At 68.4% G+C, this 23,390-nt stretch carries 17 protein-coding genes and 1 pseudogene; 6 read left to right on the plus strand and 12 right to left on the minus strand.

Translation table 11 applies throughout. From position 1 onward, the window contains the following. Window positions 1–12: 12 nt before the first annotated feature. From BM150_RS18925 to eccD, 6 genes are all read right to left on the minus strand, one after another. Complete coding sequence (locus tag BM150_RS18925) at window positions 13–3,489, minus strand: WXG100 family type VII secretion target (protein WP_139219587.1); 3,477 nt, start codon at window positions 3,487–3,489, stop codon at window positions 13–15. 125 nt (window positions 3,490–3,614) lie between these two features. After that, window positions 3,615–4,016 (minus strand): type VII secretion target, encoded by a 402-nt coding sequence (locus tag BM150_RS18930; RefSeq protein WP_092928659.1) that lies wholly within the window; start codon window positions 4,014–4,016, stop codon window positions 3,615–3,617. Window positions 4,017–4,145: 129 nt separating this feature from the next. Next, window positions 4,146–4,436, minus strand: coding sequence for a WXG100 family type VII secretion target (locus BM150_RS18935; RefSeq protein ID WP_092928660.1), 291 nt, complete (start codon window positions 4,434–4,436; stop codon window positions 4,146–4,148). 46 nt (window positions 4,437–4,482) lie between these two features. Next, on the minus strand, window positions 4,483–4,812 hold the full coding sequence (locus BM150_RS18940) for a WXG100 family type VII secretion target (RefSeq protein WP_092928661.1): 330 nt from the start codon (window positions 4,810–4,812) through the stop codon (window positions 4,483–4,485). A 155-nt stretch (window positions 4,813–4,967) separates the two neighbouring features. Then, the gene (gene eccB, locus BM150_RS18945) at window positions 4,968–6,389 is read right to left on the minus strand and encodes a type VII secretion protein EccB (RefSeq protein WP_092928662.1); all 1,422 of its coding nucleotides are present in this window, start codon (window positions 6,387–6,389) and stop codon (window positions 4,968–4,970) included. Window positions 6,390–6,480: 91 nt separating this feature from the next. After that, complete coding sequence (gene eccD / locus BM150_RS18950) at window positions 6,481–7,929, minus strand: type VII secretion integral membrane protein EccD (RefSeq protein WP_139219588.1); 1,449 nt, start codon at window positions 7,927–7,929, stop codon at window positions 6,481–6,483. Window positions 7,930–8,024: 95 nt separating this feature from the next. Between eccD and eccCa the strand changes: the two genes are divergently transcribed. Further along, on the plus strand, window positions 8,025–12,014 hold the full coding sequence (eccCa, locus tag BM150_RS18955; protein ID WP_245755603.1) for a type VII secretion protein EccCa: 3,990 nt from the start codon (window positions 8,025–8,027) through the stop codon (window positions 12,012–12,014). A gap of 48 nt (window positions 12,015–12,062) precedes the next feature. Here the strand turns inward: eccCa and mycP are convergent, their stop codons facing one another. From mycP to BM150_RS18975, 4 genes are all read right to left on the minus strand, one after another. Next, the gene (mycP, locus tag BM150_RS18960) at window positions 12,063–13,355 is read right to left on the minus strand and encodes a type VII secretion-associated serine protease mycosin (protein WP_245755604.1); all 1,293 of its coding nucleotides are present in this window, start codon (window positions 13,353–13,355) and stop codon (window positions 12,063–12,065) included. A gap of 71 nt (window positions 13,356–13,426) precedes the next feature. After that, window positions 13,427–16,099, minus strand: a complete 2,673-nt coding sequence (locus BM150_RS18965; RefSeq protein WP_092928665.1) for a hypothetical protein — start codon at window positions 16,097–16,099, stop codon at window positions 13,427–13,429. Window positions 16,100–16,305: 206 nt separating this feature from the next. Further along, on the minus strand, window positions 16,306–16,926 hold the full coding sequence (locus tag BM150_RS18970) for an L-threonylcarbamoyladenylate synthase (RefSeq protein WP_092928666.1): 621 nt from the start codon (window positions 16,924–16,926) through the stop codon (window positions 16,306–16,308). Window positions 16,927–17,632: 706 nt separating this feature from the next. Further along, window positions 17,633–18,505 carry an NsdA family TPR-like regulatory protein gene (locus BM150_RS18975; protein ID WP_092928667.1) on the minus strand — a complete coding sequence of 291 codons (873 nt, stop codon included), beginning with the start codon at window positions 18,503–18,505 and terminating at the stop codon, window positions 17,633–17,635. Window positions 18,506–18,623: 118 nt separating this feature from the next. On the opposite strand from BM150_RS18975, the pseudogene BM150_RS18980 reads away from it, so the two are divergent. Then, a pseudogene (locus tag BM150_RS18980) lies at window positions 18,624–19,852 on the plus strand (RNA-guided endonuclease InsQ/TnpB family protein); the annotation flags it as partial. Between the two features lie 509 nt (window positions 19,853–20,361). Here BM150_RS18980 and BM150_RS18985 read toward each other — a convergent pair. Then, window positions 20,362–20,556 (minus strand): DUF397 domain-containing protein, encoded by a 195-nt coding sequence (locus BM150_RS18985; RefSeq protein WP_092928669.1) that lies wholly within the window; start codon window positions 20,554–20,556, stop codon window positions 20,362–20,364. A gap of 77 nt (window positions 20,557–20,633) precedes the next feature. After that, window positions 20,634–21,491, minus strand: a complete 858-nt coding sequence (locus tag BM150_RS18990; RefSeq protein ID WP_092928670.1) for a helix-turn-helix domain-containing protein — start codon at window positions 21,489–21,491, stop codon at window positions 20,634–20,636. A gap of 111 nt (window positions 21,492–21,602) precedes the next feature. Here BM150_RS18990 and BM150_RS18995 point away from each other — a divergent pair, with 111 nt between their 5' ends. The 4 genes from BM150_RS18995 to BM150_RS19010 all read left to right on the plus strand — a co-directional run bounded on the left by BM150_RS18995 (window position 21,603) and on the right by BM150_RS19010 (window position 23,337). Further along, window positions 21,603–21,938: a hypothetical protein gene (locus BM150_RS18995; RefSeq protein WP_245755606.1), complete on the plus strand. Its 336-nt coding sequence runs from the start codon at window positions 21,603–21,605 to the stop codon at window positions 21,936–21,938. Window positions 21,939–21,940: 2 nt separating this feature from the next. Then, entirely contained in the window at window positions 21,941–22,189 is a 249-nt protein-coding gene (locus BM150_RS19000) for a hypothetical protein (protein WP_092928671.1), read from the plus strand. Next, on the plus strand, window positions 22,186–22,329 hold the full coding sequence (locus BM150_RS24235; protein WP_175496907.1) for a hypothetical protein: 144 nt from the start codon (window positions 22,186–22,188) through the stop codon (window positions 22,327–22,329). Before BM150_RS19000 ends, BM150_RS24235 begins: the two co-directional genes overlap by 4 nt. 345 nt (window positions 22,330–22,674) lie before the next feature. Then, on the plus strand, window positions 22,675–23,337 hold the full coding sequence (locus BM150_RS19010; RefSeq protein WP_092928673.1) for a DUF4389 domain-containing protein: 663 nt from the start codon (window positions 22,675–22,677) through the stop codon (window positions 23,335–23,337). The last annotated feature ends 53 nt before the right edge of the window (window positions 23,338–23,390 follow it).

Below are 23,390 nucleotides of genomic sequence, written 5' to 3' on the forward strand. Positions count from 1 at the left end.
CGAATCGGCGCGTTAGGTGTCGTGACCCAGCACTGGTGGAGCGACTTCCTCGTCGTTCGTGAACCACGCGCCGTTGTCCTCGGTCAACCAAGTCGAACGTTCCCGGTCCTGCTGGCCGCCACCGCCTGCTCCGGCCCCTCCGCCGCCCATCATCGGCGGCATCATCGGCATCCCACGACCGCCGGAAGCGGCCGTGCCCGGCGCCGTCGCCGCCGTGCCGCTTCCGGGGCCGACGGTGGGTGGTGTCGAGCTCGGCGGCGTGGCGCTCAGTCCCGTGGTCGTGGCGTTCGTTCCGAGCGTGTTACCCCCGCCCATGTCGCCGGGGATCGAACTTCCCCCACCACCAACGCTGCCTATGCCGCCCACACCGCCGCTGCCACCGCCGGTGAGCGCCGTGCCGCTGTCGGAATCGAGGTCGGGCAGGCTCGGGCTGCTCACACCCTCCGAGGCCACGCTCGCCGCGTTCCGCTGCGGTGCCAGGAAGTCGCTGAGGCTCCGACTCTGCTGCTCCGCTCCGTCGAGCGAGGCCATCGCCTCGTCGCCCGCGGTGCGACTGGTCTCCACCACGTCGTCGATCACCTCGCCGACCTCGTCGAAGCTCAGCGGTTCACCGTCCGCGGCGGCTTGTCGCAGGCTCTCCTCACCCGCCGTGCGGGCCTGTTCGGTGACGTCGTCGAGGATGTCCTGGGCCTGTTCGCTCTGGGCGGCTTCGGGGCCGAGCAGTTCGTTCAGGGATTCCTGTCCGGCGGCGCGGGCCGCGTCCGTCATGTCGTCGATGATGTCGTCGACCCGTCCCCGTTCGACCGAACCGCCGCCGGTGTCGATGCCCTCCTCGTTGAGCGCGTCGATCGCCCCCTGAGCCGCGTTCTCCTCGGAGCCGCCGGTTTCGTCGAACGCGTCGGACACCCGAGAAGCCCCGGCCACGTCGCCCCCATCGCCGGTGGAGCTCAGCGCATCCAGGGCGTCCTCACCGGCCGAACGGCCTTTCGCCAGCACGTCGTCGACGACTCCGCTCATGTCTCCCGCGGTGATGGAGCCGCCGTCCGAGGTGAGTTCGTCCAGGCTCTTCTGCCCGGCGGTGCGGGCTTGTTCGGTGACGTCGTCGAGGATGTTCTGGGCCTGTTCGCTCTGGGCGGCTTCGGGGCCGAGCAGTTCGTTCAGGGATTCCTGTCCGGCGGCGCGGGCCGCGTTGGCCATGTCGTCGACGACGCCACCGGCCTGCTCCCGTCCGATCTCCTGCTCGGCCGCATCGGATCCCTCCGGGGCATCGGCACTGAGTGCTTCGAGAGCCTCCCGCCCGGCCTGCTTCGCCGCGTCGTCGGCGTCATCCAGCGCTTTGCCCAGCTGTTTCGGTTCGAGTGCGTTCCCGTCCTGTTCGGACTCGCCGTTGCCCGAACCGGTCGCGTCCGTACCGTCATCCGCGGACCCGTCGGTGCCCTCGTCGCCGGTGAGGTCTTCGAGAGCCTGTTGGCCCGCTTGGCGTGCCGCGCCGGTGGCGTCGTCGAGTGCCTCGTCCACGGCTTTCTGATCGATCGCGGCCTGATCGTCGCCGGAGCCCTGGTTGTTGCCGGAGCCCCCGCCGCTTCCGGCCGGGTCGAAGCTGCTGGTCGGTATGTCGCTGCCGCCGCCATTCCCACCACTTCCGCTGCCGCTGCTGCCGGTGAGGTCTTCGAGAGCCTGTTGGCCCGCTTGGCGTGCCGCGCCGGTGGCGTCGTCGAGTGCCTCATCCACGGCGCTCTGATCGATGGCCGGTTCCTGCTGCCCGCTTTCGCCGTTCCCGGAACCGTTGGCGTTGTTCCTGCTGCCGCTGCTCCTGCTGTTCCCCCGGGTGCCGGAGCCACCGGTACCTCCCAGCACACCGCCGCCAGCACTCTGGCCGGTGCCCCCGCTGCCGTTACTGCTCTCGAACCCGGACATCGCTTCCCGGCCCGCGGCTCGGGCGTCCTCGGACGCGTTTCGAGCCGCGTTCAGTGCCGCTTCCCCCGACCCGCTTCCGTCGCCACCGCCTGCGCCGACGTTCCGCGGGCGCTCGCTCGATCCGGTGTAGCCCGAATCGCCGTTCGCCAGCTTCGACACGGCCTCCTCGCCCTGCCGTTCGGCGTCCTGCCGAGCCTGCCGGGCCAGTTCTTCCTGCCGGGCGCGCTCCGCGGCGAGTTCCTTCTCGCTGCGTTCGCCGCTCCCGTTCGTGCCACCTTCGGTCAGCGAATCAGCGGTCTCGCTGCCGTACCCGTTGCCGTTGGTGTACTGGTTGCCGCTGCCGTAGCCGTTCCCGGTTCCGTAGCCGTTGCTGTTGCCGCTGCCGTACTGGCTTCCGTACCCGGTGCTGTTCCCGTATCCGGTTCCGTATCCGTTCCCGTACTGGCTGCCATAACCGTTGCCGTAGCCGTTGCCGTAGCCGTTGCCGTACTGGTTCCCGTATCCGGTGCCGTTCCCGTACTGGCTGCCGTAGCCGTTCCCACTGCCGTATCCGGTGCCGGGTAGGGAAGTGGTCAGCGGAGTCAGCGAACTTCCCGATGCCTGATAGGTGTCGGCGACGGTGGCCACCACTTCGCGCGCGTTGTCCAGAATCTCCTTCGCGATCTTCTCGGCGGATCGGGCGGCAGCGGCCGATCCCTTGACCGAGGAACCCAGCGAGGCGAAGGCCTCGGCGTAGGCAGCCGCCTCCGCATAGGCCTTCACCAGTGGAATGACCGCGTTCTTCCCGCGTGCGGCCATGTCCCCCGTCTCGGCGATGCCTTCCTGATAGCGGCCGTCGCGCAACGAGGTGACCACTTCTTCGGCCGATTCCAGCAACCTCTCGGAGTACCGCTGGAAGGCCTTGCCCGCTTCGCCCTCGAAGGAATTCTGCAGCCTGTCGACCTGGTTCCGGAAGGACTCGTGCGCGGTGGAGAGTTTCTCGGTCATGTTCCCGAAAGCCGTGCCTGCCGCGCGCAGGCTGCCCGCGTCACCGCTGAGCGCCTGCACAATCTGGGACATGGAGAACTGGGTGTAGTCCTCCAGCGGAGCCGGGGGAGTCGAGCCCTGCACTCCGACGGAGTCGCCGCCGGAGTACTCGGTGCCCTCGGCGTCCTCCACCTCCACGCTCTCGTCGGACTCGGAAATGGTCTCCTCGGAACCGTCGAGGTAGTCCTGCGCGCCCTCGGACTCCTCGTCGGTGTACTCCTCCTCGCGGTCCAGGACGTTCTCCGAGTCGGTTTCGGAGTCGTCCACCCTGTCGTCGAAGTAGTCCTGGTTGATCCAGACTCTGTCGTAGTCACCGCCGTCCTCGGCGAGCTCTTCGGGGGAGTAGAAGTGCCGGATGCCGTTGTCGTCGGTGTGCTCCTCCCTGCGCTTCTTCTCCTCCTCGGTGAGCTCGTCGTCCTCGCCTTCCTCCGTGCTTTCACCGTCCTCTTCCGTGGCCTCGTCCTCCTGGTTCTCCCTGTTCTCGTTCAGGGCTTCCCTGTCCTCCTGGTAGTCGAGGCCGTAGTCGGTGTCATTGAGGGAAACCATGGGCGTGTTCTGCTCCGGTTCGGATGCGGCGGAGTCCCCGTGGAACAACGAAGCGGTCTACGAGGTGACGGACCTGGATCTCGGGGAACTCGGAGGACGGATAGACAGTCGGTCGGGAAAGCGACTCAGACGAAGCCGTTCTGCGAGTCGGGACCCTTCGGGGCCATCGGTAGCGTGGGGTTCTGGCTTCGCAGCTGGTTCACGGAGCTCTGCAGCTCCGCGTTGAGCTTGTCCAGCTGTTCGCCGTTGTCCCGGTCCGTTCGTTCGATCTCCGTGGCGATGTGCTTGAGCTGTTCGGAGACCTCCCGCAACGTCCGCTGCAGGTCGTTGCAGTGCTGATGCAGGGTGTCCCGGCGTGCGGCGATGAGCTGGTTGAGCCAGGAGCCCACGGCGAAGTCACCCGCCTTCGGGTGCACGTCGTTGAGTTCGGAGAAACCGTTGACGTCCTCGGCGATGTCGCCGATGGCATTGCCCGCCTTGCGGACCTCGGACGCGTCGAGTGAGGTCTGGCTGCCTTGGGTGCTCATGGGAGATGGTTCCTCGGTTGCGTGCGGTCGAGGGCGTTGTGGCTCACTCGGGGACGGTGTGAACACGCGGCACCGGGCGGTGCGGTCACCGCTTCCGGTGCCGCGCGTGTGCACCGATCCGCGACGGGATCAGCCGAAGTTGCTCGCCAGCTTGCGGTCGGTCTGGCTCATGTCCTCCTGCGCCTGGTTGGTGGCCATCCGCAGTCGGGTGAGCATCTGGTTCATCGCCTCGAAGTCCGTGCGAATCCTGCCCGCGAGCTGGTTGTAGTTCTCCGAGCTCTGCGAGTCCCAGTCCTGCAGGGCCTGCTGCGTCTGCTGGCGCAGCTCGTCGACCTGCTGCTGAATCTGCTGGGTGACCCGTTGCATGTCGTCGACGCCCTGCTGCAGCGCGGCGTACTGGTACTGGATCTCGTCGGCCATGGGAGGGCCTCCTCGTACGTGCGGAATGCGGGTTCGATAACGGGAGTCAGGACATGAAGCTGGACAGTCCCGGGGTCTGTATCTGGCCGATCTGCTGAGCGGTCGCGGAGTCCTGGTCCTGGGTCTCGCGCCCGGTGCGGTTGACCTCCTGGGCCATCCGCTCCAGGTTCTTCACGATGTCCCTGCACGCCTGGTCCCACTGCTGGTGGACATTCTTCAGGCTCGTCATCATGTCGCCGCGGTTGGCACTCGCCAGCATGTCGATGCTGCTCGCGAGCGACGTCTGCTGACTGGTGATCTGGCCCGCCACCTCTTCGTGGCGATTGGCGAGCTGGGCCAGACTGGACTGCGTGAGCCTCGTCTGCTGCGTGGCCATGTGACCTCTCTTCCGTGGTCGCCGGACGGAGCGGTCCTCCGCCGGCGGAATCCTGCTTTCGCCGATGTCCCCGTGGCGGCGGGAGTCAGTCCATCACCGATTCGCTCCGGGCGGGCAGCCGTGAGGGCGTGCTCGATTCGAGACAGGGATATCCTTCACGGGGAGTCGTCGCCCGTGTTGCCGGGTTTTCGGGTCACCGTCGCGGTGTTCGGGTCCAGCGAGGGGCCGGAGGGCAGCAGCGACAGCAGCGATCCGGGGACCGCCACCGGCTCCGCCCCGCCGTAGCCCAGCACTCCAGCCACGTCCGGTGTGGCCAGTGGGTACTTCACCCCGAGACTGGTGATCAGGTAGTTCGTCCCGCCCGCCACGCCGGGGGCGGGCAGGTCGCGGGCCAGCACGCCCTGCCCGGCCGGGATCGTGATCCGTTCGGCCACCTCTTCTGCGCCCGAGCTCGCGGTGGTGGTGCTCCGGTTCCGGGGGGTCAGCGTGATGGTGGGGGTGTTCGACTGTCCCGAACCGACCCGGAACGAGGCGCAGGGACGGGTTTTTCCGCCCTGGCTGAGCTGCCTCGGAGTGGGCGGCACCGCCGGGTAGCCCTCCGGAACGCTGTCGGTTTCCGAGATCGGTGTGGTGGACAGGGCCTCGGGCCCGATCTCGACCGGCTGTGCTCCGGAGGAGGGTGCGGTGAGCAGCAGGCTCGCCGCCAGCGGGGTCAGCGAGGATAGCCCGTCCGATCGCATCACGTAGAACGAGGACTCCGAATCCAGCGCCGGGTTGCGCATCTCGTAGATCCGGCCCACTGTGGCTGCTTCCCCCGCCACCTCCGGCGCCCGGGATCCCGCGTTCGGAATCTCCGGCGCGGCGAGGTCGGGGCCGCTCGGGATGGTGTTGATCCAGGAGGTGGCGACCGGGAACGGGACCACATCGCCGTAGCCCAGCGCCTCGGTCACGGACCGCCCGGTCAGCTTCAGTCGCCTGCCCTGCCACACCAGGTATTCCGTGCCGTCCGGTGTGGACACCACGACTCCTTCGTCGGAACCGAGCCCGCTACTCGGGCCGTCGCCCACCCGGAGGTGGGTGATCGGAACCTGCTCGCCGGACGGTTTCGTGGCCGTCCGCGCGCACACCACCCACGGTGCCCGGCTCAGGTGCTTTTGCTCCGGGATCGAGTCCGGTGCGCCGGGAATACCGATCGGGGTGCCGCGCGGTGTCCCCCGCAGCGAGTTCCGCGAGACCAGCTCGGGGTCACCGCCGGACTGGTTGCGGGCCAGCAGCGCCGAGGCGTGGTTCAGCACCGGGCGCAGCGTGCCGTTCAGGTACAGGTAGCGGGCTCCGGTCTCCTTCTCCACGACGATCGTGCCCTCGGCCTGCCACGAGGTCTTGCCGCCGGGAAAGATCAGCCCCACGATGCCGAAACCGGCCACCACCAGCGCACCCAGCAGGGTTCCGATGACCGTGCCCATCACGAAGCGGCGGGTCGGGGTGGTCTGGTCGTCCGGGCTCGCCCGCATCAGCGCGGATACCAGGCGCCCCACCACGAAGAAGTAGGCCTGCACCTGGTCGCGTCTGGACTGCATGGTTCTCCCAGGGATGGTTCGCGGTCGGTGATCTCGGAGGAAGTGCCCGACCTCTTCGGAGGTTCTCGGTCACCGGGGGTGGTCGCGGTCGCTAACCCGCCAGGCCGCGTACGAACATGTAGACGTCGAGCGCCGCCAGCAGCAGCGGGACCAGCGCCAGTGCGGAGAACGTCTCCAGCAGGTCGACCGCCCGTCCCCAGTACGGGGCCAGTTTCCGGCCGGGCAGGGTTGTGCTGGCCACCACGAGCAGCAGTGCGAGTACCAGGGTGGCGGTGAAGCCGTACCAGAGCCGGGCGAACGGTTCCATTCCCAGCGCCAGGACCACGCCGTCCAGGGCGAGCGCGTAACCGGCCGTGATCAGTAGCGGCCAACGCTGGCGTGCGCTGTCGACGTGTCGGGAGCGCAACAGGAGCAGCAGTGCCGCCACGGCGGTGGTGATCATCGACCACATCCCGCCGGGGACGAGCAGCGCCGTGAACAGCACCACCGCGGTCAGCCCCAGCGCCGCGTACAGTCCGGTCATGTACCGGTCGGCCACCGCCGAGCGCTCCACCACGACCTCGTGCGGGAAGGGATCGGTGTCCTGGCCGAACTCCTCCGAACTCGTGGGCAGTGGGGGCAGGCTCAGCCCGGCCAGCCGGAAGGAGGAGGTGGGCACGAAACCGAGTGCGAGCAGCACCAGCATCAGGCCGATCCCCGCGGCCTGGCCGCTGTCCAGCGGGGACGCCGCGTCGATGACCGCGGTGATGCCCAGCGGCACGGCGGTGAACAGCCCGCTGACGAACAGCAACGCGGCCTCGGCCGTTCCCACCAGTCCGATGCCCAGCCCCGCCACCACCAGCATCGCGGCGCAGGCGATGCACGCCGGTGCCTGCGCCTGGGGCGAGGAAAGCAGCGGCAGGTACCAGCCGCACAACCCCGCGTAGGGCAGTGCCAGGCCGGCCAGCACGACGGCGGTGATCGTGTCGGCCCGCCCTCGTGCCAGCGCGGTGGCCGTCAGCAGCAGCACGAGGGCGGTTCCCCCGGCGGTGATCGTTCCGGTGATCCCGGGCCCGCCGGAACCGAGCACCACGAGGCCGACGAGCAGCGCGGTCCCGCCGAAGGCGAGCAGCATCCACCGGCTGAGTCGTTCGGACCACGGATCGGAGCGGCGTCGTGCCTGTTCGGCGATTCCGTCCACGAGGTCGTCGAAGTCGATGGGCGGCAGGCGCTCGGCCCTCGGTCGCAGGTGGACCGTCTCGCCGTCGAGCAGTCCCAGTTCGGCGGTGGTGCGTTCCTCGTCGAAAGGGGGCTTGCCGAACCGCTGCAACACCCACCCCTCGTGCTCGACCCCCTCGTCGGCGAGTTCTCCGCCCGCGTGGCGCAGGATGGCGGGCAGCAGGTCGATCAGGGCGACGTCGGTGGGCAGCGCCATCTCGACCGATCTGTCCTTGACGATCAGGCGTAGTCGGCAGAGCTGATTTGTGACATCCTTGGTGGCGTCGTCCACGTTGGTGTCCGGTTTCCTTCCTGGCTGGCTGGCTGGCCGAGACCGTGACAACGGCGGAAGGTAGTCACTCGCGCGCGGGGATTGGTGCGTTCGGGTGGCCCCTCCGCAACACCAAGGGGAATCCCGCACCAACGAGGAGACGCGCGTTGAGCACGACGCTGTTCCGCAGGCCGGCCCGCCGCGTGGGGCCTGCGATGCCCGCGGACCAGGTGGAGCTACAGGAACCGCCCAGCGTGCCGGAGCCGCAGAGCAACAGCCTGAGCACGGTGCTGATGTATCTGCCGATGGCGGTCATGGCCGGAGCCATGACGATGATGATGCTCTCGTCGGCCCGTTCCGGGAGCATGATGACCTACATCGGTGGCGGCCTGATGGGCGTCGCCATGGTCACCATGGTCCTCGGCCAGCTGGCCAGGGCATCCACCGACCGCAAGCACCAGCTCACCGGTGACCGCCGGGACTACCTGCGCTATCTCTCGCAGGTGCGGCGCAAGGTGCGTGACGCGTTGGGCGAGCAGCACCGCGCGGCGATCTGGAAACATCCGGATCCGCGGTCGCTGTGGTCGCTGGTGCGTAGTTACCGCCTCTGGGAACGCCGCGTGGCGCACGAGGACTTCGGGGAGGTCCGGCTCGGACTGGGGCAGCAGCGCTCCGCCGTCAAGCTCGTCCCACCGCAGACCAAACCGGTCGAGGACCTCGAACCGCTCAGCGCCTACGCCCTGCGCCGGTTCCTGCGCACCTACACCACGTTGCCCTCCGCGCCGATCGCGGTCTATCTTCGCGGCTTCGCCCGGATCCAGCTGCGTGGCGAGCCCGAGGCGCAACGTTCGCTGGTGCGGGCGCTGCTGTGCCAGCTCGTCGCCTTCCACTCACCGGCCGACCTGACCGTGGCCGTGTGCGTCGGAAACGAGCGGCGCGAGGAGTGGCTCTGGACGAAGTGGCTGCCGCACGCCCAGGACGACGGTCGTCGCGACGGGGCCGGGCCGCTGCGGTTGATCTCGGACAACGTCACCGACATGGAGGAGCTCCTGGGCGGAGATTCCTACACCGAGCGCCCCCGCTTCGAACCCTCCACCCCGATCACCAGTGGTGAGCCGTTCGTGGTGGTCGTGGTCGACGGGGTGAACATCCCGGCCGGACACCGCTTCTCCGGGGGTGGCTACCGCAACACCGTGATCGTCGACATCGACAGCGCGCTGACCTGGCAGGCGGACCGTTCGGTGCTGCACCTGGAGGTCGACTCCGCCGAGATCCGCACGGTCGACTTCGACCGCGCGGGCCGGGAGAGCACGACTTCGCTGTGCGGACCGGACGGAGTGGGGGTGGTGACTGCCTCGGCGCTGGCGCGCGACATCGCGCCGCACCGGATGGGCACCAGCGGCGACTCCGGTGAGCCACTGACCACCGACTACGAGCTGACCTCGCTGCTGGGCGTGCCCGACGCGCGTACCTTCGACGTCGACCAGCTGCGCCGGGACCGCTCGGGATGGCAGCGCATGCGGGTGCCGATCGGCATCGCGGGCAACGGCACCCCGATCGAACTGGACATCAAGGAGTCCGCCGAGGACGGCATGGGGCCGCACGGGATGCTGATCGGCGCCACCGGCTCCGGCAAGAGCGAGCTGCTGCGGACCCTGGTACTGGCCCTGGTGACCACGCACGCCTCGGACGAGCTCAACCTCGTGCTGGTGGACTTCAAGGGTGGTGCCGCCTTCCTCGGCTTCGACCGGCTGCCGCACACCTCGGCGGTGATCACCAATCTGGTCGACGAGATCGAACTGGTCGACCGGATGCAGGACGCGCTCACCGGGGAGATGAACCGGCGACAGGAGCTGCTGCGCTCGGCCGGGAACTACAGTTCCCAGCGGGAGTACGAGAAGGCGCGTCGTTCCGGAGTGCCGCTGGATCCGATGCCGAGCCTGTTCGTCGTGGTCGACGAGTTCAGCGAGATGCTGGTCAGCAAACCCGAGTTCATCGACGTGTTCGCCATGATCGGCAGGCTCGGCCGCAGTCTCGGCGTGCACCTGCTGCTGGCCTCGCAGCGGCTCGACGAGGGCCGCATCAGCAAGGTGGAGACCCACCTGTCCTACCGCATCGGGCTGCGCACGTTCTCGGCGATGGAGAGCCGCAGCGTGATCGGTGTGCCGGACGCCTACGAGCTGCCCACCACGCCGGGCAACGGTTACCTGCGTTCGGACACCCAGACCCTCTCCCGGTTCAAGGCCGCCTACGTGTCGGGTGTCTACCGCACCCCGCGCAGGCAGCGCAGCAAGGAGGTCATCGAGGAACAGCTGGTGCCGTTCGGCGGTGACTACGTCGAACCCCGCGTTCGGCGCACCGTCGAGGCCCCACCGGAGCCGGAGGATGACAGCGGGCCGCAGACCTCGCTCGTGGACGTGCTCATCGACCGGCTCAGCGATCACGGCCCGGCGGCGCACCAGGTGTGGTTGCCGCCGATGCGGGTCTCGCCCACGCTGGACGATCTGCTGCCGCCGCTGCTGGAATCCCCGGACACCGGCCTGCGGTCGACCGAGCGCTCCACCGAGGACGGACTGCGGGTGCCGCTGGGACTGATCGACCTGCCCGCGCAGCAGCGCCGCGAGCTGCTGACGGCTGACCTCTCCGGTGCCCAGGGGCACGTCGGCGTGGTCGGTGGCCCGCAGAGCGGCAAGAGCACCGTGCTGCGCACCATGATCACCGCGCTGGCGCTGACCCACTCGGCCGCCGAGGCGCAGTTCTACTGCCTGGACTTCGGTGGTGGCTCACTGGCACCGCTGCGGGACCTGCCGCACGTGGGAAGCGTGGCGGGCCGCCTGGACCGGGACCGGGTCACCCGCACCGTGCAGGAGATCGTCAACCTGCTCGAACGCCGGGAGGTCGCCTTCCAGGCCAACAACCTGGACTCGATGTCGGCCTACCGCCGTGCCAAGCGCGCGGGGCGGTTCGTCGACGAGGACCCGTACGGCGACGTGTTCCTGTTCATCGACGGCTGGTACACCGTGCGCAACGAGTTCGACGAGCTGGAGGACCGGCTCGGCGAGATCGCCGCGCGCGGGCTGACCTTCGGCATCCACCTGGTCGTCGGCGCCGCGCGCTGGTCGGACATGCGTCCGTGGTTGCGCGGCGTGCTCGGCACGCGGCTGGAGCTGCGGCTGGGCGATCCGGTGGAGTCCGAAGTCAACAGCAGGCTCGCGGCCAAGGTTCCCGACTCGCCCGGGCGTGGCCTGACCACCGACAAGCAGCACTTCCTCGCCGCGCTGCCCCGGGTGGACGGTCGTGCCCGAACCGACGACCTCGCCGACGCGGTGACCGACCTGGTCGAGGCGGTCGCGGTGCCCGGCGTCCCGCAGGCGCCCCCGGTGCGGCTGTTGCCTGTGGAGGTGCACGCCTCCGAGCTGCCGGAACCGCTGGCGGGCAGTACCGGTCTGCCCAGGATCTCGCTGGGCATCGACGACGTCGACCTCGCGCCGCTGTGGCACGACTTCGACGTCACCCCGCACCTGATGATCTTCGGCGACACCGAGACGGGAAAGACGAACCTGCTGCGCCACATCGCGCGTTCGGTGCAACGACACTACCGACCCGACCAGGCACGGCTGATGTTCGCCGACCTGCGCCGCGAACTGCACGACGCGGTGCCGCAGGAGTACCAGCTGGGCTACTCGGTCTCCGGCGACACCTTCGCCACCACCATCGAGGAGACGGCCGGGCTGCTCACCGATCGGCTGCCCGGGCCGGAGATCACCCCGGACCGACTGCCCAAGCGGGACTGGTGGACCGGTGGGCGGCTGTTCATCGTCGTCGACGACCACGAGCTGGTGCAGACCGGCATGAACAACCCGGTGCAGGCGCTGGCCTCGCTGCTGCCGCAGGCCGCCGACATCGGCTTCCACCTGATCATCGCCCGCAGCACCTCGGGCGCGGGCAGGTCCATGATGGACCCGGTGCTGCGGCGGATGTGGGAGCTGGGCACCCCGGGGTTGTTGTTCTCCTGCCCGAAGGACGAGGGCAAGTTCCTCGGTGAGCTGCCGCCGAAGACGCTTCCGGTCGGCAGGGCCCAGTTCGTCAACCGCAAGCGCACGGTGCGGCTGGTGCAGACACCGCTGCTCGAACCCCTCGCGACCGCCGAGCGGTGAGCCGTTCCCGGCGGAGTTCTCCCGTACCGGGTATCGCTGGTCCGGGTATCACCGGGCCGAGACGTGCGGGTGGTCTTTCCCGTTGCCGTCGGCGCCTGCGCTGTCGACGACACGCGCCACGCGCCGGCGGCGCCACCCGCGCCGCCATCCGGCCGGTCCCAACCTCGCCCCGATCGCGGCCAGGCTGATCAGCAGCGTCACCCCCACGGTGCTGATCAGCACCACGCGCATCGGTGTCGGATCGTCCCGGGGCACGTCCGGGTGCTCCACCCGGACGGTCCCGGCACCGGATCCGGTGCCCTGTCCCGAGGGCAGCACGCTGGTGACAGCGGAGTACGGGTCCACCACGCCCCAGCCCGTCGCCTCGTCCGGTACCTCCGTGCCGGGATGGCTCGCCGTGCTCGTCAGACGGTGCCTGACCTGCGCCGCGGTCAGCTCCGGGTGGTAGGCCCGCACCAGCGCCGCCGTTCCGGAGACGAACGGTGCGGCGAAGCTGGTCCCGCTGTCCTGCCAGTGTCCCGGGCCGCCAGGTCCGACGCTGACCACATCGACACCTGGTGCGACGAGGTCGATGAACTTCCCGGTCTGGGAGAACTCCGCGCGTTCGCCGGTGGAGTCGATCGCGCCGACGGCGAGCACGCCGGGGTAGGAAGCGGGGTAGGGGACCGGGTTGCCCCGCTGCGCCTCGTTGGCCGCCGCCGCGACGATCAGCACGTCACGTGACAGCGCGTACTCGACGGCCTCGCGCAGCGCCGCGTCGTCGTAGTTCGTGCTGGCCGATATGTTGACGACCTGCGCGCCCGCCTCGGTGGCCGCGCGGATGCCGCGGGCCATGGACTCGGCCGAGCCGCCCTGCTTGGACCGGGTGTCGCGGACGGGGAGGATCGTGGCGGCCGGGGCGACTCCGGTGAAACCGGTTCCCTCGGCGGGGCGTGCGGCGATGATCCCGGCGACGAACGTGCCGTGCCCGAGGCAGTCGGTGTCGGCGGTTCCCCCACCGTCGGAGAGGACGTCGACACCGTCGAGTACGGCACCGGCCAGCTGCGGCGTCGTCGCGTCGACACCGGAGTCGACGACCGCCACCGTCACGCCCGCGCCACGGGTGAGTTCCCGGACCCGCTCCGGTGCCAGCATCTCCTGTGCCCACGGGCGTGCCCGCGCCGTCTTGACCGGTGGCCGACGGCACTGCTCGGTGGCCGACCGTGCCGCGAGCTCGAACCCGCTCGCCGTCCCCCTTGGGAGCGTGTGACCAGCTGCGACCGCCTGCGGAGCACACGCGAACAGCAGCGCGCTCAGCAGCAGCACGAGATCGGTGAGCACGCCTGGGCGGCGAGCGGACATGGCTGGTTCTCCCTACCGCGGCTTCGCTGCGGCCGCGCTCCTCGTCGAAGACCGTGTCGGGCGGCGTCGACTCATCGTGCGGTGGTCGCGACGCCTGCCGTGTGGTCCGGTCGCGCCGCTTCGGCTCCGGAAGCGGTGGGTGGTGCTTCCGCGTCGCCGCGGAGTTCGGTCGGCACCAGCCCCACCGGGGAACTCAGCCGGTCCAACTGGTCCCGCTCGGAGAGCACTCGTGGTTCGGTGCCGTGCTTGCGTCGCAGCGCGCGCCGGAGTTTGGGCAGCACGGCCAGATCGGTTTCGTCGAGTTCACCGTGGTCGGTCCGCTCGTCCGGCCGCAGTTCCCGCAGCAGCAGCGTGGGCCGACCGGTCTCCCCGTCCGCCGTGGCGAGGACCTTGAACCGGCAGTCGGCGGCGAACACGACCTCCTCGGGCAGCGAGTTCCGCCCGAACAGCGAGACCCGGCGTGCCGAGTGCGACCAGATCACCACGTCGCCGTGCTCCTCGTTCGCGGTCAGGTCGTCCGCCGCCGTGGCGCTGAGGAAGCCGGGTTCGGACAGCACCGCGCCCGGCTCGTAGCCCTCGACGTCTCCGTCCGGTGAACCACCGAAACGGAAGGACGGGCCGCGGTGCACCGGCAGCCGTCGCAGTCCCGAGAGCAGGCAGGACACGTAGTCCCGGGCGGCTCCGGTGTTTCCGGTGCGCAGTAACCGGTTCACCGCGTTTCCCCCGTTCTCGCCGCGTCCGGTGTAGAGGATGACCGCCACGAAGTCGGCCTTGGCCTCGTCGGCCTCGTTCTCCCGCAGCGCCGGATGGGTCGCCAGCACCGTGTTCACACTGGGCAGCACCTCGTCGAAGTCGTCACCCACCGCCCGGGCGAAGCGCGAGCGTTCCTCGGACGTGCTGTGGTGGTCGTGCGGTGTGCCGGTCCCACCCGCCCGCGCTGGTACGAGCCTCGGTCGCTCGGGGTCCTCACTCGTCGGGGAGTCCGGTTCCCGGTCGGACGGCGGCGCCGGTGGAGTGTCGGCAGGTTCTTCGGGAACTCCCGTGTGCGGTGGTGCCTGGGTGGGGTGGCCCGAGGTGTCGAGCGGAGACGGTCGGTCGGCCCGCTCGGACAGCAGTTCCGGGGGCGGTTCGGAGACCGTGCGCGGCCGGTGCGTCGGTATCGGCGTGGCGTGGAACACCGGCCGCTGCTCGTCGTCGGTGTCGCGGAAGGATGCCTCGTCAGCCGACGCGCCGTCGTCGGTCAGCGCACTGTCGGCCGGGGTGCTGCTTTCGACCGCGGGGATGTGCGCCGTGGTTTCGTTCGGGGTCGTGTCAGGGGCGTCCGTCTCGGGGAGCGGGGCGCTCGTGGCTTCCGGAGCACCGTCGGCTGTGGAGATCGGCGGGTATGCCGGACCACTTCCGTCCGGTTCACCCGCGATGGCGGTGAGTTCCCCACGCGTCCGCTCGTCGGCGATGCCCAGGATCAGCAGCCGAACCCTGCCGCGCTGCCGAGGGGTGAGTCCGTCGAGCAGTTGCCGCAGCACGTGCGGGGCTTCCGGCGGCACCGGGACGTAGGGCGATCCGACCGAGACGGTCATCCGGTGCTGCTCGAAGGTGATCTCGTCCGCGGCGCCCCTGAACCCGGACTGGGCGAACGGCAGCAGCGCCAGCCCACCGGGCACGACCCTGGCCACCATCTCACCCGGTGCGGGGGCGGGTCCGGCCTCGGCACGTCGATAGACCAGCTGGTTGAACCTCACCCAGCCGCGCGGCGCCCGAGCGGTCAGCGCCACCCGTGCGGGGCCGGTGGCCGAGTGCCACAGCGACACGGGAAACGGTTCCCAGGGGGAGTGCGGATCCCGCACCACCGACCGTTCGCCGCCCGAACCGCCGTGCAGCACGGGACCGGTGGTCGCCAGCACGTCGCTGCTCAGCCGTTCGGCGAGCTCGCGCAGCCGCGTCGGTGCGGCCTCCTCCACCGTGGTCGGTACGAGTTCCCAGGGCCTCCGCAGCCCCCCGTACAGCCGGTTCAGCATGGACACCAGTCGTGTCGCGGGGATCGGCGTCGCGCCGGGAGAGCCCAGCAGCAGGCGGGGGTGGTGCGGGGACTGCGGCACCGCGAGATCCTTCTCCCGAGAAGGGAACTCCTGCCCGTCCTCGCGGATCCGCATTCCCGCCGGAACCGGTTCGGCGAGCAGCCCGGAGTCGGCCACCGGACCGGCGGGTAGCTGCTTCTCCCACAGCGGCGTCGGGTACCGCACGACGTGCGGTCGAGGTGGGTGACCGGCGCGGTACAACCGCCATCGTCCGCCGGTGACGTAGAGCGAGCCGCCGGGTACCAGCTCCAACCGCCCGTCGGGGACCAGCACGTCCGTGTCGAGTTCGGTGGCGAGTGCCTCGGCCATCGAACCGCCTCGGGGACCGGGTCGAGTCAGTCCCCCTACCGCGATCCAGAGTTGGCTCGGCGCTCCGCGTCTCGCTGCGGTGGACGCCGGTGCCAGGGCGGGAAGAATCGCGCGGCGGCAGGCGTGCCACAACGTGTCGAGGAAGCCTGCCTCGCGTATCGACGCCGTTGTGGCCAGCACGGCACGGCTGTCCCGAGAGGCGGGGATCGCGGCGAAGAGTTCACGTTCCCGATCGTCGGAGTCGTGCCGCTTGCGCACCACGGTGTTGCCGCCGAGACTCTCGACGTGGAGACCCTGGCCCTGGGGGTGGCTCGTACTGCTCGCTTCCTGGTCGGGCATCAACCTGCTCTCGTCGGGCACGATCCGTCCTGGGGTTCGTCTCGCCACGCTCCCGGCCGGGACCCCGTCCCGGATCCATCGGGGAGCGGTCCCGCTTCGACAGTCTGCCGCGCGTGCTCGCGCGCGCAACGGCCCGCCCGGGCTCCGCCGATGTCCCCAGGGACATCCCTCACCGCTCGGTCCTCGTCGTGCTGGTTCGCCAGGTGTGGGACGGGAAGACGGTGGAACTACTCGAACGGGGTGGGATCTCCCGCGCCGTAGCGGGCTATCTCGGGCTCGTCCTCGGAGAAGTCGACCACGGTGGTGGGGTCGGTCCCGCAGTCGCCGGAGTCGATCACGGCGTCCACCTCGCGGTCGAGCCGCTGTTTGATGTCCCACCCGTTGGTCATCGGTTCCTGCTGGTCGGGCAGCAGCAGGGTGCTCGACAGCAGGGGTTCGTCCAGCGTGTCCAGCAGTGCCTGGGCGGTGACGTGGTCGGGGATGCGCACGCCGATGGTCTTCTTCTTCGGGTGCAGCAGCCTGCGGGGGACCTCCTTGGTGGCGGGCAGGATGAACGTGTAACTGCCCGGGGTGGTGGCCTTGACGGCGCGGAAGGTCGCGTTGTTGATGTTGACGAGCTGGCCGAGCTCGGAGAAGTTCCGGCACACCAGGGTGAAGTGGTGGTGCTGGTCGAGTTTGCGGATCGTGCGGATGCGTTCCAGCCCGTCCTTGTTGCCCACCCGGCAGCCGAGCGCGAAGCAGGAGTCGGTGGGGTAGACCACCAGGCCGTCCGAGCGGAGGATCTCGGCCGCCTGGTTGAGCGCCCGCCGCTGCGGATTGCGTGGGTGAACTTCGTAGTACTGCGCCATGTTCCGACCCTAGATCCGATGGCTCCAGCACGAAATCCGGCCGCTTTCGCCGGGGAACTCCGAACCGCGACCCTCGACAGCCTCTGGTGACCCCGGAATCAGGCCGCCGTCCATTCTTTCGAGGGAATCCGAGAATATTCGGTAACTCCCGTGGGGTTTTCGCGGGGGCTCGGGTGCCGCGTGGACCCGTAAGGCTGCGAGTCCCCCCTCGATCTCGGGTGTGTCGTGTGTTCGACACACTTCTCCCGGGATCGAGGGGGAGGTGAAGGTTCTCGGTATACCGGAATTGTGACTTTGGAGCTTCACCCCGCGCGGGGTGTTAGACCCGCGCCGAGCCGGGGGTTACGGGCAGAGCCACGGTGATGGGCGGAGTGCCCGAGCATGAGCGCCAGGGCTTACCAAGTACACGGCCGGGTTCGCCTAGATCGTGCGTTGCCTGACGCGCGGACTTCACGCCCTCTGACGGCGGCCCGCACGGCTGTGAACCGTGGCCAGGACTTGTAGCCCTACCCACACGCTGCCTGGACCGCATGTGGCGGGAAGCGTATTCCGTGCTACGCTCGGCACTGCTATTTTGAGTCTTGGCGGATACAAAGTAGCACGGGGCTCCCTGGTTTCGATCAGGGGGCTCCGCTTTTTTCGTGCGAGAAAGCAAATATGAAAGAAATTTCGGATTCGTGTCGAGGGGATGCGATTCGGTCCGTGGTCAGTCCAGTTCGGTGCGGATCTGTTCGAGTTCTCCTGACAAGGTGGAAGGGATATTCCGCGGAATCTCCGCCACGGTTCTCCGAAGGATGCTTTCCGTCCGTCCCGAGGAAACCTCTCCCAGCATCTGGTGTACATCGGCGATGACTCGTTCGGCCTCCTGCCGGGCACCCACTCGCAGGCTCAGCCGTAGGGCGTTCGCCGCCGTGATGTGGGTGGCCCACCGCAGGTGTTCTTTTCCGCGAGAGAGTTCCCAGGATTCGAGCATGTCGCGCAGCGCGTCGTGGGAGTGTCCGAGTCCGTCATGGACGTGGCCGCGCTGAACCGCGAGTTCTCGTTGGTCCACCCACCAGGTCCACGAGGGATCGCGGCGGGTGAAACTCTCGGTGAGCTCCGAGCGTGCCTTGTCGAAGACATCCAGGGCTGCCGGCGATTCGAGGGCGGCCAGTGCCCGGGCCTGCCGGATCTCGAACAAGGCTCTCACTCGGTTGGGGAGGTTCGCCTCGCTGAAGCGCCGCACGATGCGCAGTGCTCCGTGCGGATTGCCCTGGTACAGGCTGACCAGGGCGTCGTTGGACATCACGAACCACTCCATGCTCCTGTCCCCCGCTATGACGGCCAGGCGCAGGGCTTCCGCGTTGACCCGGTGCGCCTCGGTGAACCGTCCGGCGTCGATCAGGCACCAGCCCGCTACCTCGGCGAGTTCCGCCGCGGTCGCTTCGAGATCACGTTCGACTGACGCGCGGTAGCTGCCCTGGTCCAGGATGCGTTGGGTGCGTTGGAAGGCGCGCAGTGCCAGCGGAGCGACCTCGCCGCCACCGAGACTGCCGTCCAGCGCGACCAGGCGGTCGCTCGTGGCCCGCAGCTCGTTCACCCTTCTCCAATTGGCGGAAGCCCTGGCGTTTATGCCGGAGAGGAAGCCGATCCCGAGTGCTGTTGGGTGACCACGCACTCACGATTACTCGTGATCGACGATCGTGTAAAATGATCGTATGCGGATGGCGTACAAGTGCCGGGCCTACCCGGACTCGGACCAGGCGGCCCAGTTGGGCCGCACGTTCGGGTGTGTGCGCCTCGTGTGGAACAAGACTCTCGATCAGCGGCACCGCGCCTACCACACCGAGGGCAAGAAGACTTCCTACACCGAAACCGACGCGGCCCTGTCGGAGTGGAAACGCACCAGCGAGCTGGCTTTCCTGTCCGAAGTGTCCAGCGTGCCGCTGCAACAGACCCTGCGGCATCAGCACACCGCATTCGCGAACTTCTTCGCCGGACGCGCGAAGTATCCGCGCTTCAAATCCCGAAACGGGAAGCAGTCGGCGCACTACACCCGCAGCGCGTTCCGTATGCGCGGCGGGACGTTGACGTTGGCGAAACAATCCACACCGCTTGAGTTCGTGTGGTCCTGGGATGACGACACCCTCGCGAACCTCAACCCGACGATGGTGGTGGTCTCTCGCGAGCAGGACGGGCGCTGGTACGTGACGTTCGCCGTCGACACCGACGATCCCGAACCTGCCCCGCCCACGGGCGAGGCCCTCGGCATCGACCTCGGCGTGAAGGACTTCGCGACGCTGTCCACCGGCGAGACCATCGCCAACCCCAAACACCTGGACCGCAAGGAACGCACCCTCGCCCGCTACCAACGACAGATGGCCCGCAAGCAGCGTGACTCGAACAACCGACGCAAAGCCAAACGCACCCTCGCCCGCGCGCACCGCAAGATCCGCCACGCCCGCGCCGACTTCCTGCACCGCACCACCACGAACCTCGTGCGACGTGCCGATGTCATCGCGATCGAAGACCTCAACGTGTCCGGCATGACCAGCAGCGCGAAGGGCACCACCGACAAGCCCGGCCGCAACGTCAAAGCCAAGGCCGGACTGAACCGGGCCGTCATGGACGCCGCGCTGGGCGAGTTCCGGCGCCAGCTGGAATACAAGACCACCCGAGCGGGCAAAACCCTGGTCGTGATCGACCGCTGGTATCCGAGTTCGAAAACGTGCTCCGCGTGCGGACACCTGCTGCCGAGCTTAACACTCTCCACGCGGGCATGGACGTGCCCCGACTGCGGCACCCGGCACGACCGGGACCACAACGCCGCGAAGAACATCCTTGCCGCTGGTCGAGCGGTAGCCGGGCCATAGTCCGGCGAAGCCTGTGGAGCCGGTGTGAGTCCGCAAGGGTCTCCTCCCTTCGGCAGTCGGCTGTGAAGCAGGAACTATCGGGCGCGAGCCCGATGGGAATCCCCGCCCCCCAGGGCAGGGAGGAAGTCAACGTTTCACTGTCAGCCGGGGCATCGGTGATCCGCTCGGAAATCGCGTTGTCGACAGGCAGAGCTCGCGCGGAAGGCGTGCTCCGAGCGGCGGGAGTGCTCGCTCGGTCGAAACCGAGCTCCGAGTCCTCCGTCACCCCGAGAACGACGCGCAACGCCGCACGGTAATCCCTGTTCGGCCGCACCACCGCTCCGCGCTCGTAGCGGGCCAAAGCGTGCGCGTCCAGGGCGCCCGAACTGCCCGTGTTGGCAGCGAGCCACCGATTCGCCTGCTCGGCCAGCTCGGCACGGCTCATGCCCGCGCCCGGGATGCGCGGTGAGGGAGTGGCTTCGCGTGCCTGTCGAAGGTGGTGGTTGCGGGGCACGACCGCGATCGTGCCACCTCTCACTACTCGGGAGGGATACGAAAGCACCCCCGGAGTGCATCCGGGGGTGCGATGTGGCTCGACCGGTGGTCAGTCGAACCGGTTGGTCTTCACGGCGTCGATGAAGGCGGACCACTGCGCGGGGGCCGCTGCGAAGTGACCGGCCGCACGGTCTTTGCTGTCGCGAACACCGACGACCTCGGAGGTCATCGCGATCTCGACGCACTGTCCGCCATTTCCGCTGCGCGAGCTTGTCCGCCACGTCGCGCGCGACAGGTCTGTCATTGCCGCCCCTTTCGAAGTCTCGATCTCGCCGAGGTGCATCGTACGGCCCCAGGTTAGCGAGACAGGTCAGGGGCGAACTACGTCGTCACGGGCTGTCCTGGGGCGATCTCGCGTACCAGGTCGATGCACTCGCGCTGCGGCATCGCCGAGGATCGCAGTTCGTCGAACAAGTTCCGCAACAGCGTCACGTCCGAGTTGTCCTCGATCACGTGCCCACCCAACGGACTTTCCATGTAAGCCACGTCCGGGTCTGTGGGTTCGGCGAACTCCAACACGGTGAACCCTGATGTCATGCTGGCGTGTTCGCCCGCTTCGTACGAAACAACCTGGAACATGACGTTGGGTAGATCGGCCATCGCCAACAGATGTTCCAGCTGCTCGCTCCAAACCTTCCTGCCGCCCACCTTGCGGTGCAGGGCCGCCTCGCTGATCACCGCGCGTAGCTCCAGCGGGTTGTCCTTGTCGAACAGACGGCGTTGCCGTTCCATCCGTGCGGCCACGCGTTTCTCGACGTCCTCGGGGTCGGTGATGTGTCCACCCGAGGTGTGGATCGCCCGAGCGTAATCCTCGGTCTGCAGCAAACCGGGGATCAGTTCCTGCTCGAAGTTGCACACCAGCGCAGCGTCCGTTTCCAATCCCACGTAGGGCTTGAACCACTCGGGTAGACGGTAGGTCGACCACCAGCTGCGCTTCGATCCTTCCCGGCGCGCGTCCTCCAAAGTCTGCCGAACTTCGTGGGGCGCGTCGTAGAGCTCCAACAGGGCGGCCAGCTCCATCTTCTTCATGCTGGCCTGGCCCTTTTCCCAGTTTCGGATGGTCTGCGGCGATGCGCCCATGTGCTCGCCCACGTTGGAGACGGTAAGTCCTGTTTTCTCGCGAAGCTCGGAAAGATGCGCGCCCAACCGTCGTCTACGTGCTGTTGGTCCGAGTGCCATAGCAAAGCACTGTAGTCGTTCAGCTAGCTCACAGCTATCACCTAAATGAGCTATATAGCTGCGTTATTCAAATCTTGAGTTAAAGATTTCGGTTCGCTACGGTGACTGATCGTGAGCGAAGCGCAACCGTCGAGGCCGATCAGCGCCTCGCGAGCGGGCCTGGAGCTCGGCCGTGCTGCGGTCGAACCGGGGAACTCCGTGGAGATCGGTGAGGAGACCAGACGGGTTGTCGTGTCGTGGTTCGTGCCGAACGGCGACACCCACCAGCACGCCACGTTGGACGCGCTACCGCTCGACGGCGGTGGGGTGAGCACGCTCGGCGGGCACGACTACGCCGAAGCCCCCGCCGCCCGTGACCGCCGGATGCAGCACATCCGGCCGTTCTGCGATCTGTGCTTCACCGCGTACCTGAAGCTCCACCGGGCCCAGCCGAACTGGAAGGGATAATCATGGAAACCACCGAGCGGTGGCACTACTGGCTACCGGTTCCCGAACGGACCGGGTTCAAGTGGCACCGCCACGCCTTCCGGGGCAGGAACTGGGACGGCCGGTCGGCCGACACCTCGGTGTGCGGCAGGCCATGCGCGATGGCCAAACCCAGCGAACTCGACTGGTTCCAGGCGCCGACCTGCCCGGACTGCACCGAGACGCTGCTCGCCGAGCTGTCCGGGGCCGAGAGCTCGGAAGGTGAGCAGTGACGAAGCGGCGCCACCGAAGAGACCGCGTACGCGGTTACGTCACGGCGTTCTCCGGCGAGCTGCACGAACCACCGAGAAAACGAACCACGGTGCCGTACTCACTGTTGGAACGGATTCTCGATGGACTGGAACGGCTGTGAGCGCCGGGAACGAGCTGATCCCGTGCTGGGGTGGACTCCTGTGATTTCCAGTGGTCAGGATGAAGGCGTCGTCTCCCCGTTCGGTCCGCTCCGGCAGTACCGCTCGGATGATCTCGACGGGTGTCAGCAGGAACATCGGGAGACCCTTCTCCAGGGCGGCGGAATCCTGCGCAGGAGCGGGCTGGAAGGTACCGTCGCGTTCACGCGGCCGCCGTGACCGGACCGATTTTCGCTGGTGGGGGACAGCACCGTGCGGGGCACGCGGTGTCCCTCCCGCTGACGTAGGTGCGGAGCTTCCGGGGCCGCTTCGGTGGAGCGCAGAACTCCGGTCCGTGGAGGTGCGGGGTGAGTGGCGACGCTTCGGAAACTGGTTCAGCCGGTTCGGCCCGGCGGCCCCACCCGGTCAGCTTCGACGTGGAGTATCCGGACAGGGAGCTCGACCGTGTCGGCACGGCCTTCAGGCTGATTCTGGCCGTGCCGATTCTCGTCCTGCTGAGCAGCGTCGGCGGCCAGGCGATGCGACTCGGCGAGGGGTCGGCGGAGGTGGTGCTGTCCAGCGCCGGTGGGATGCTCTTCGTTCCGCCGCTGCTGATGCTCCTGTTCCGGCGCAAGTACCCGCGCTGGTGGTTCGACTGGAACCGCGAGCTGTTGCGCTTCACCAACCGAGTGATCGTCTACCTGGCTCTGCTGGACGACCGGTACCCCTCCACCGACGAGCACCAGGCGGTGCACCTCGATTTCGACGCTCCCGAGGACCGCACGCTCAATCGGTGGCTTCCGCTGGTGAAGTGGTTACTGGTCGTTCCGCACTACGTCGTGCTGTTCTTCCTGGACATCGCGGCGGTCGTGGCCGTGGTGGCCGCGTGGTTCGCGATCGTGTTCACCGGCCGCCATCCGCGAATGTTGTTCGACTTCCTGGTGGGGGTGGGGCGGTGGCACAACCGTGTCATCTCCTATGCCTGGATCCTCGTCACCGACCGGTATCCGCCGTTCCGACTGGCACCGTGATCGGTGCGGCCTGCGACACGGTACCGCGAGACAACCGGTCAGGACGGCAGTCC

Origin of the sequence: Actinopolyspora alba, assembly GCF_900112765.1 — a bacterium.
Lineage (GTDB): Bacteria > Actinomycetota > Actinomycetes > Mycobacteriales > Pseudonocardiaceae > Actinopolyspora > Actinopolyspora alba.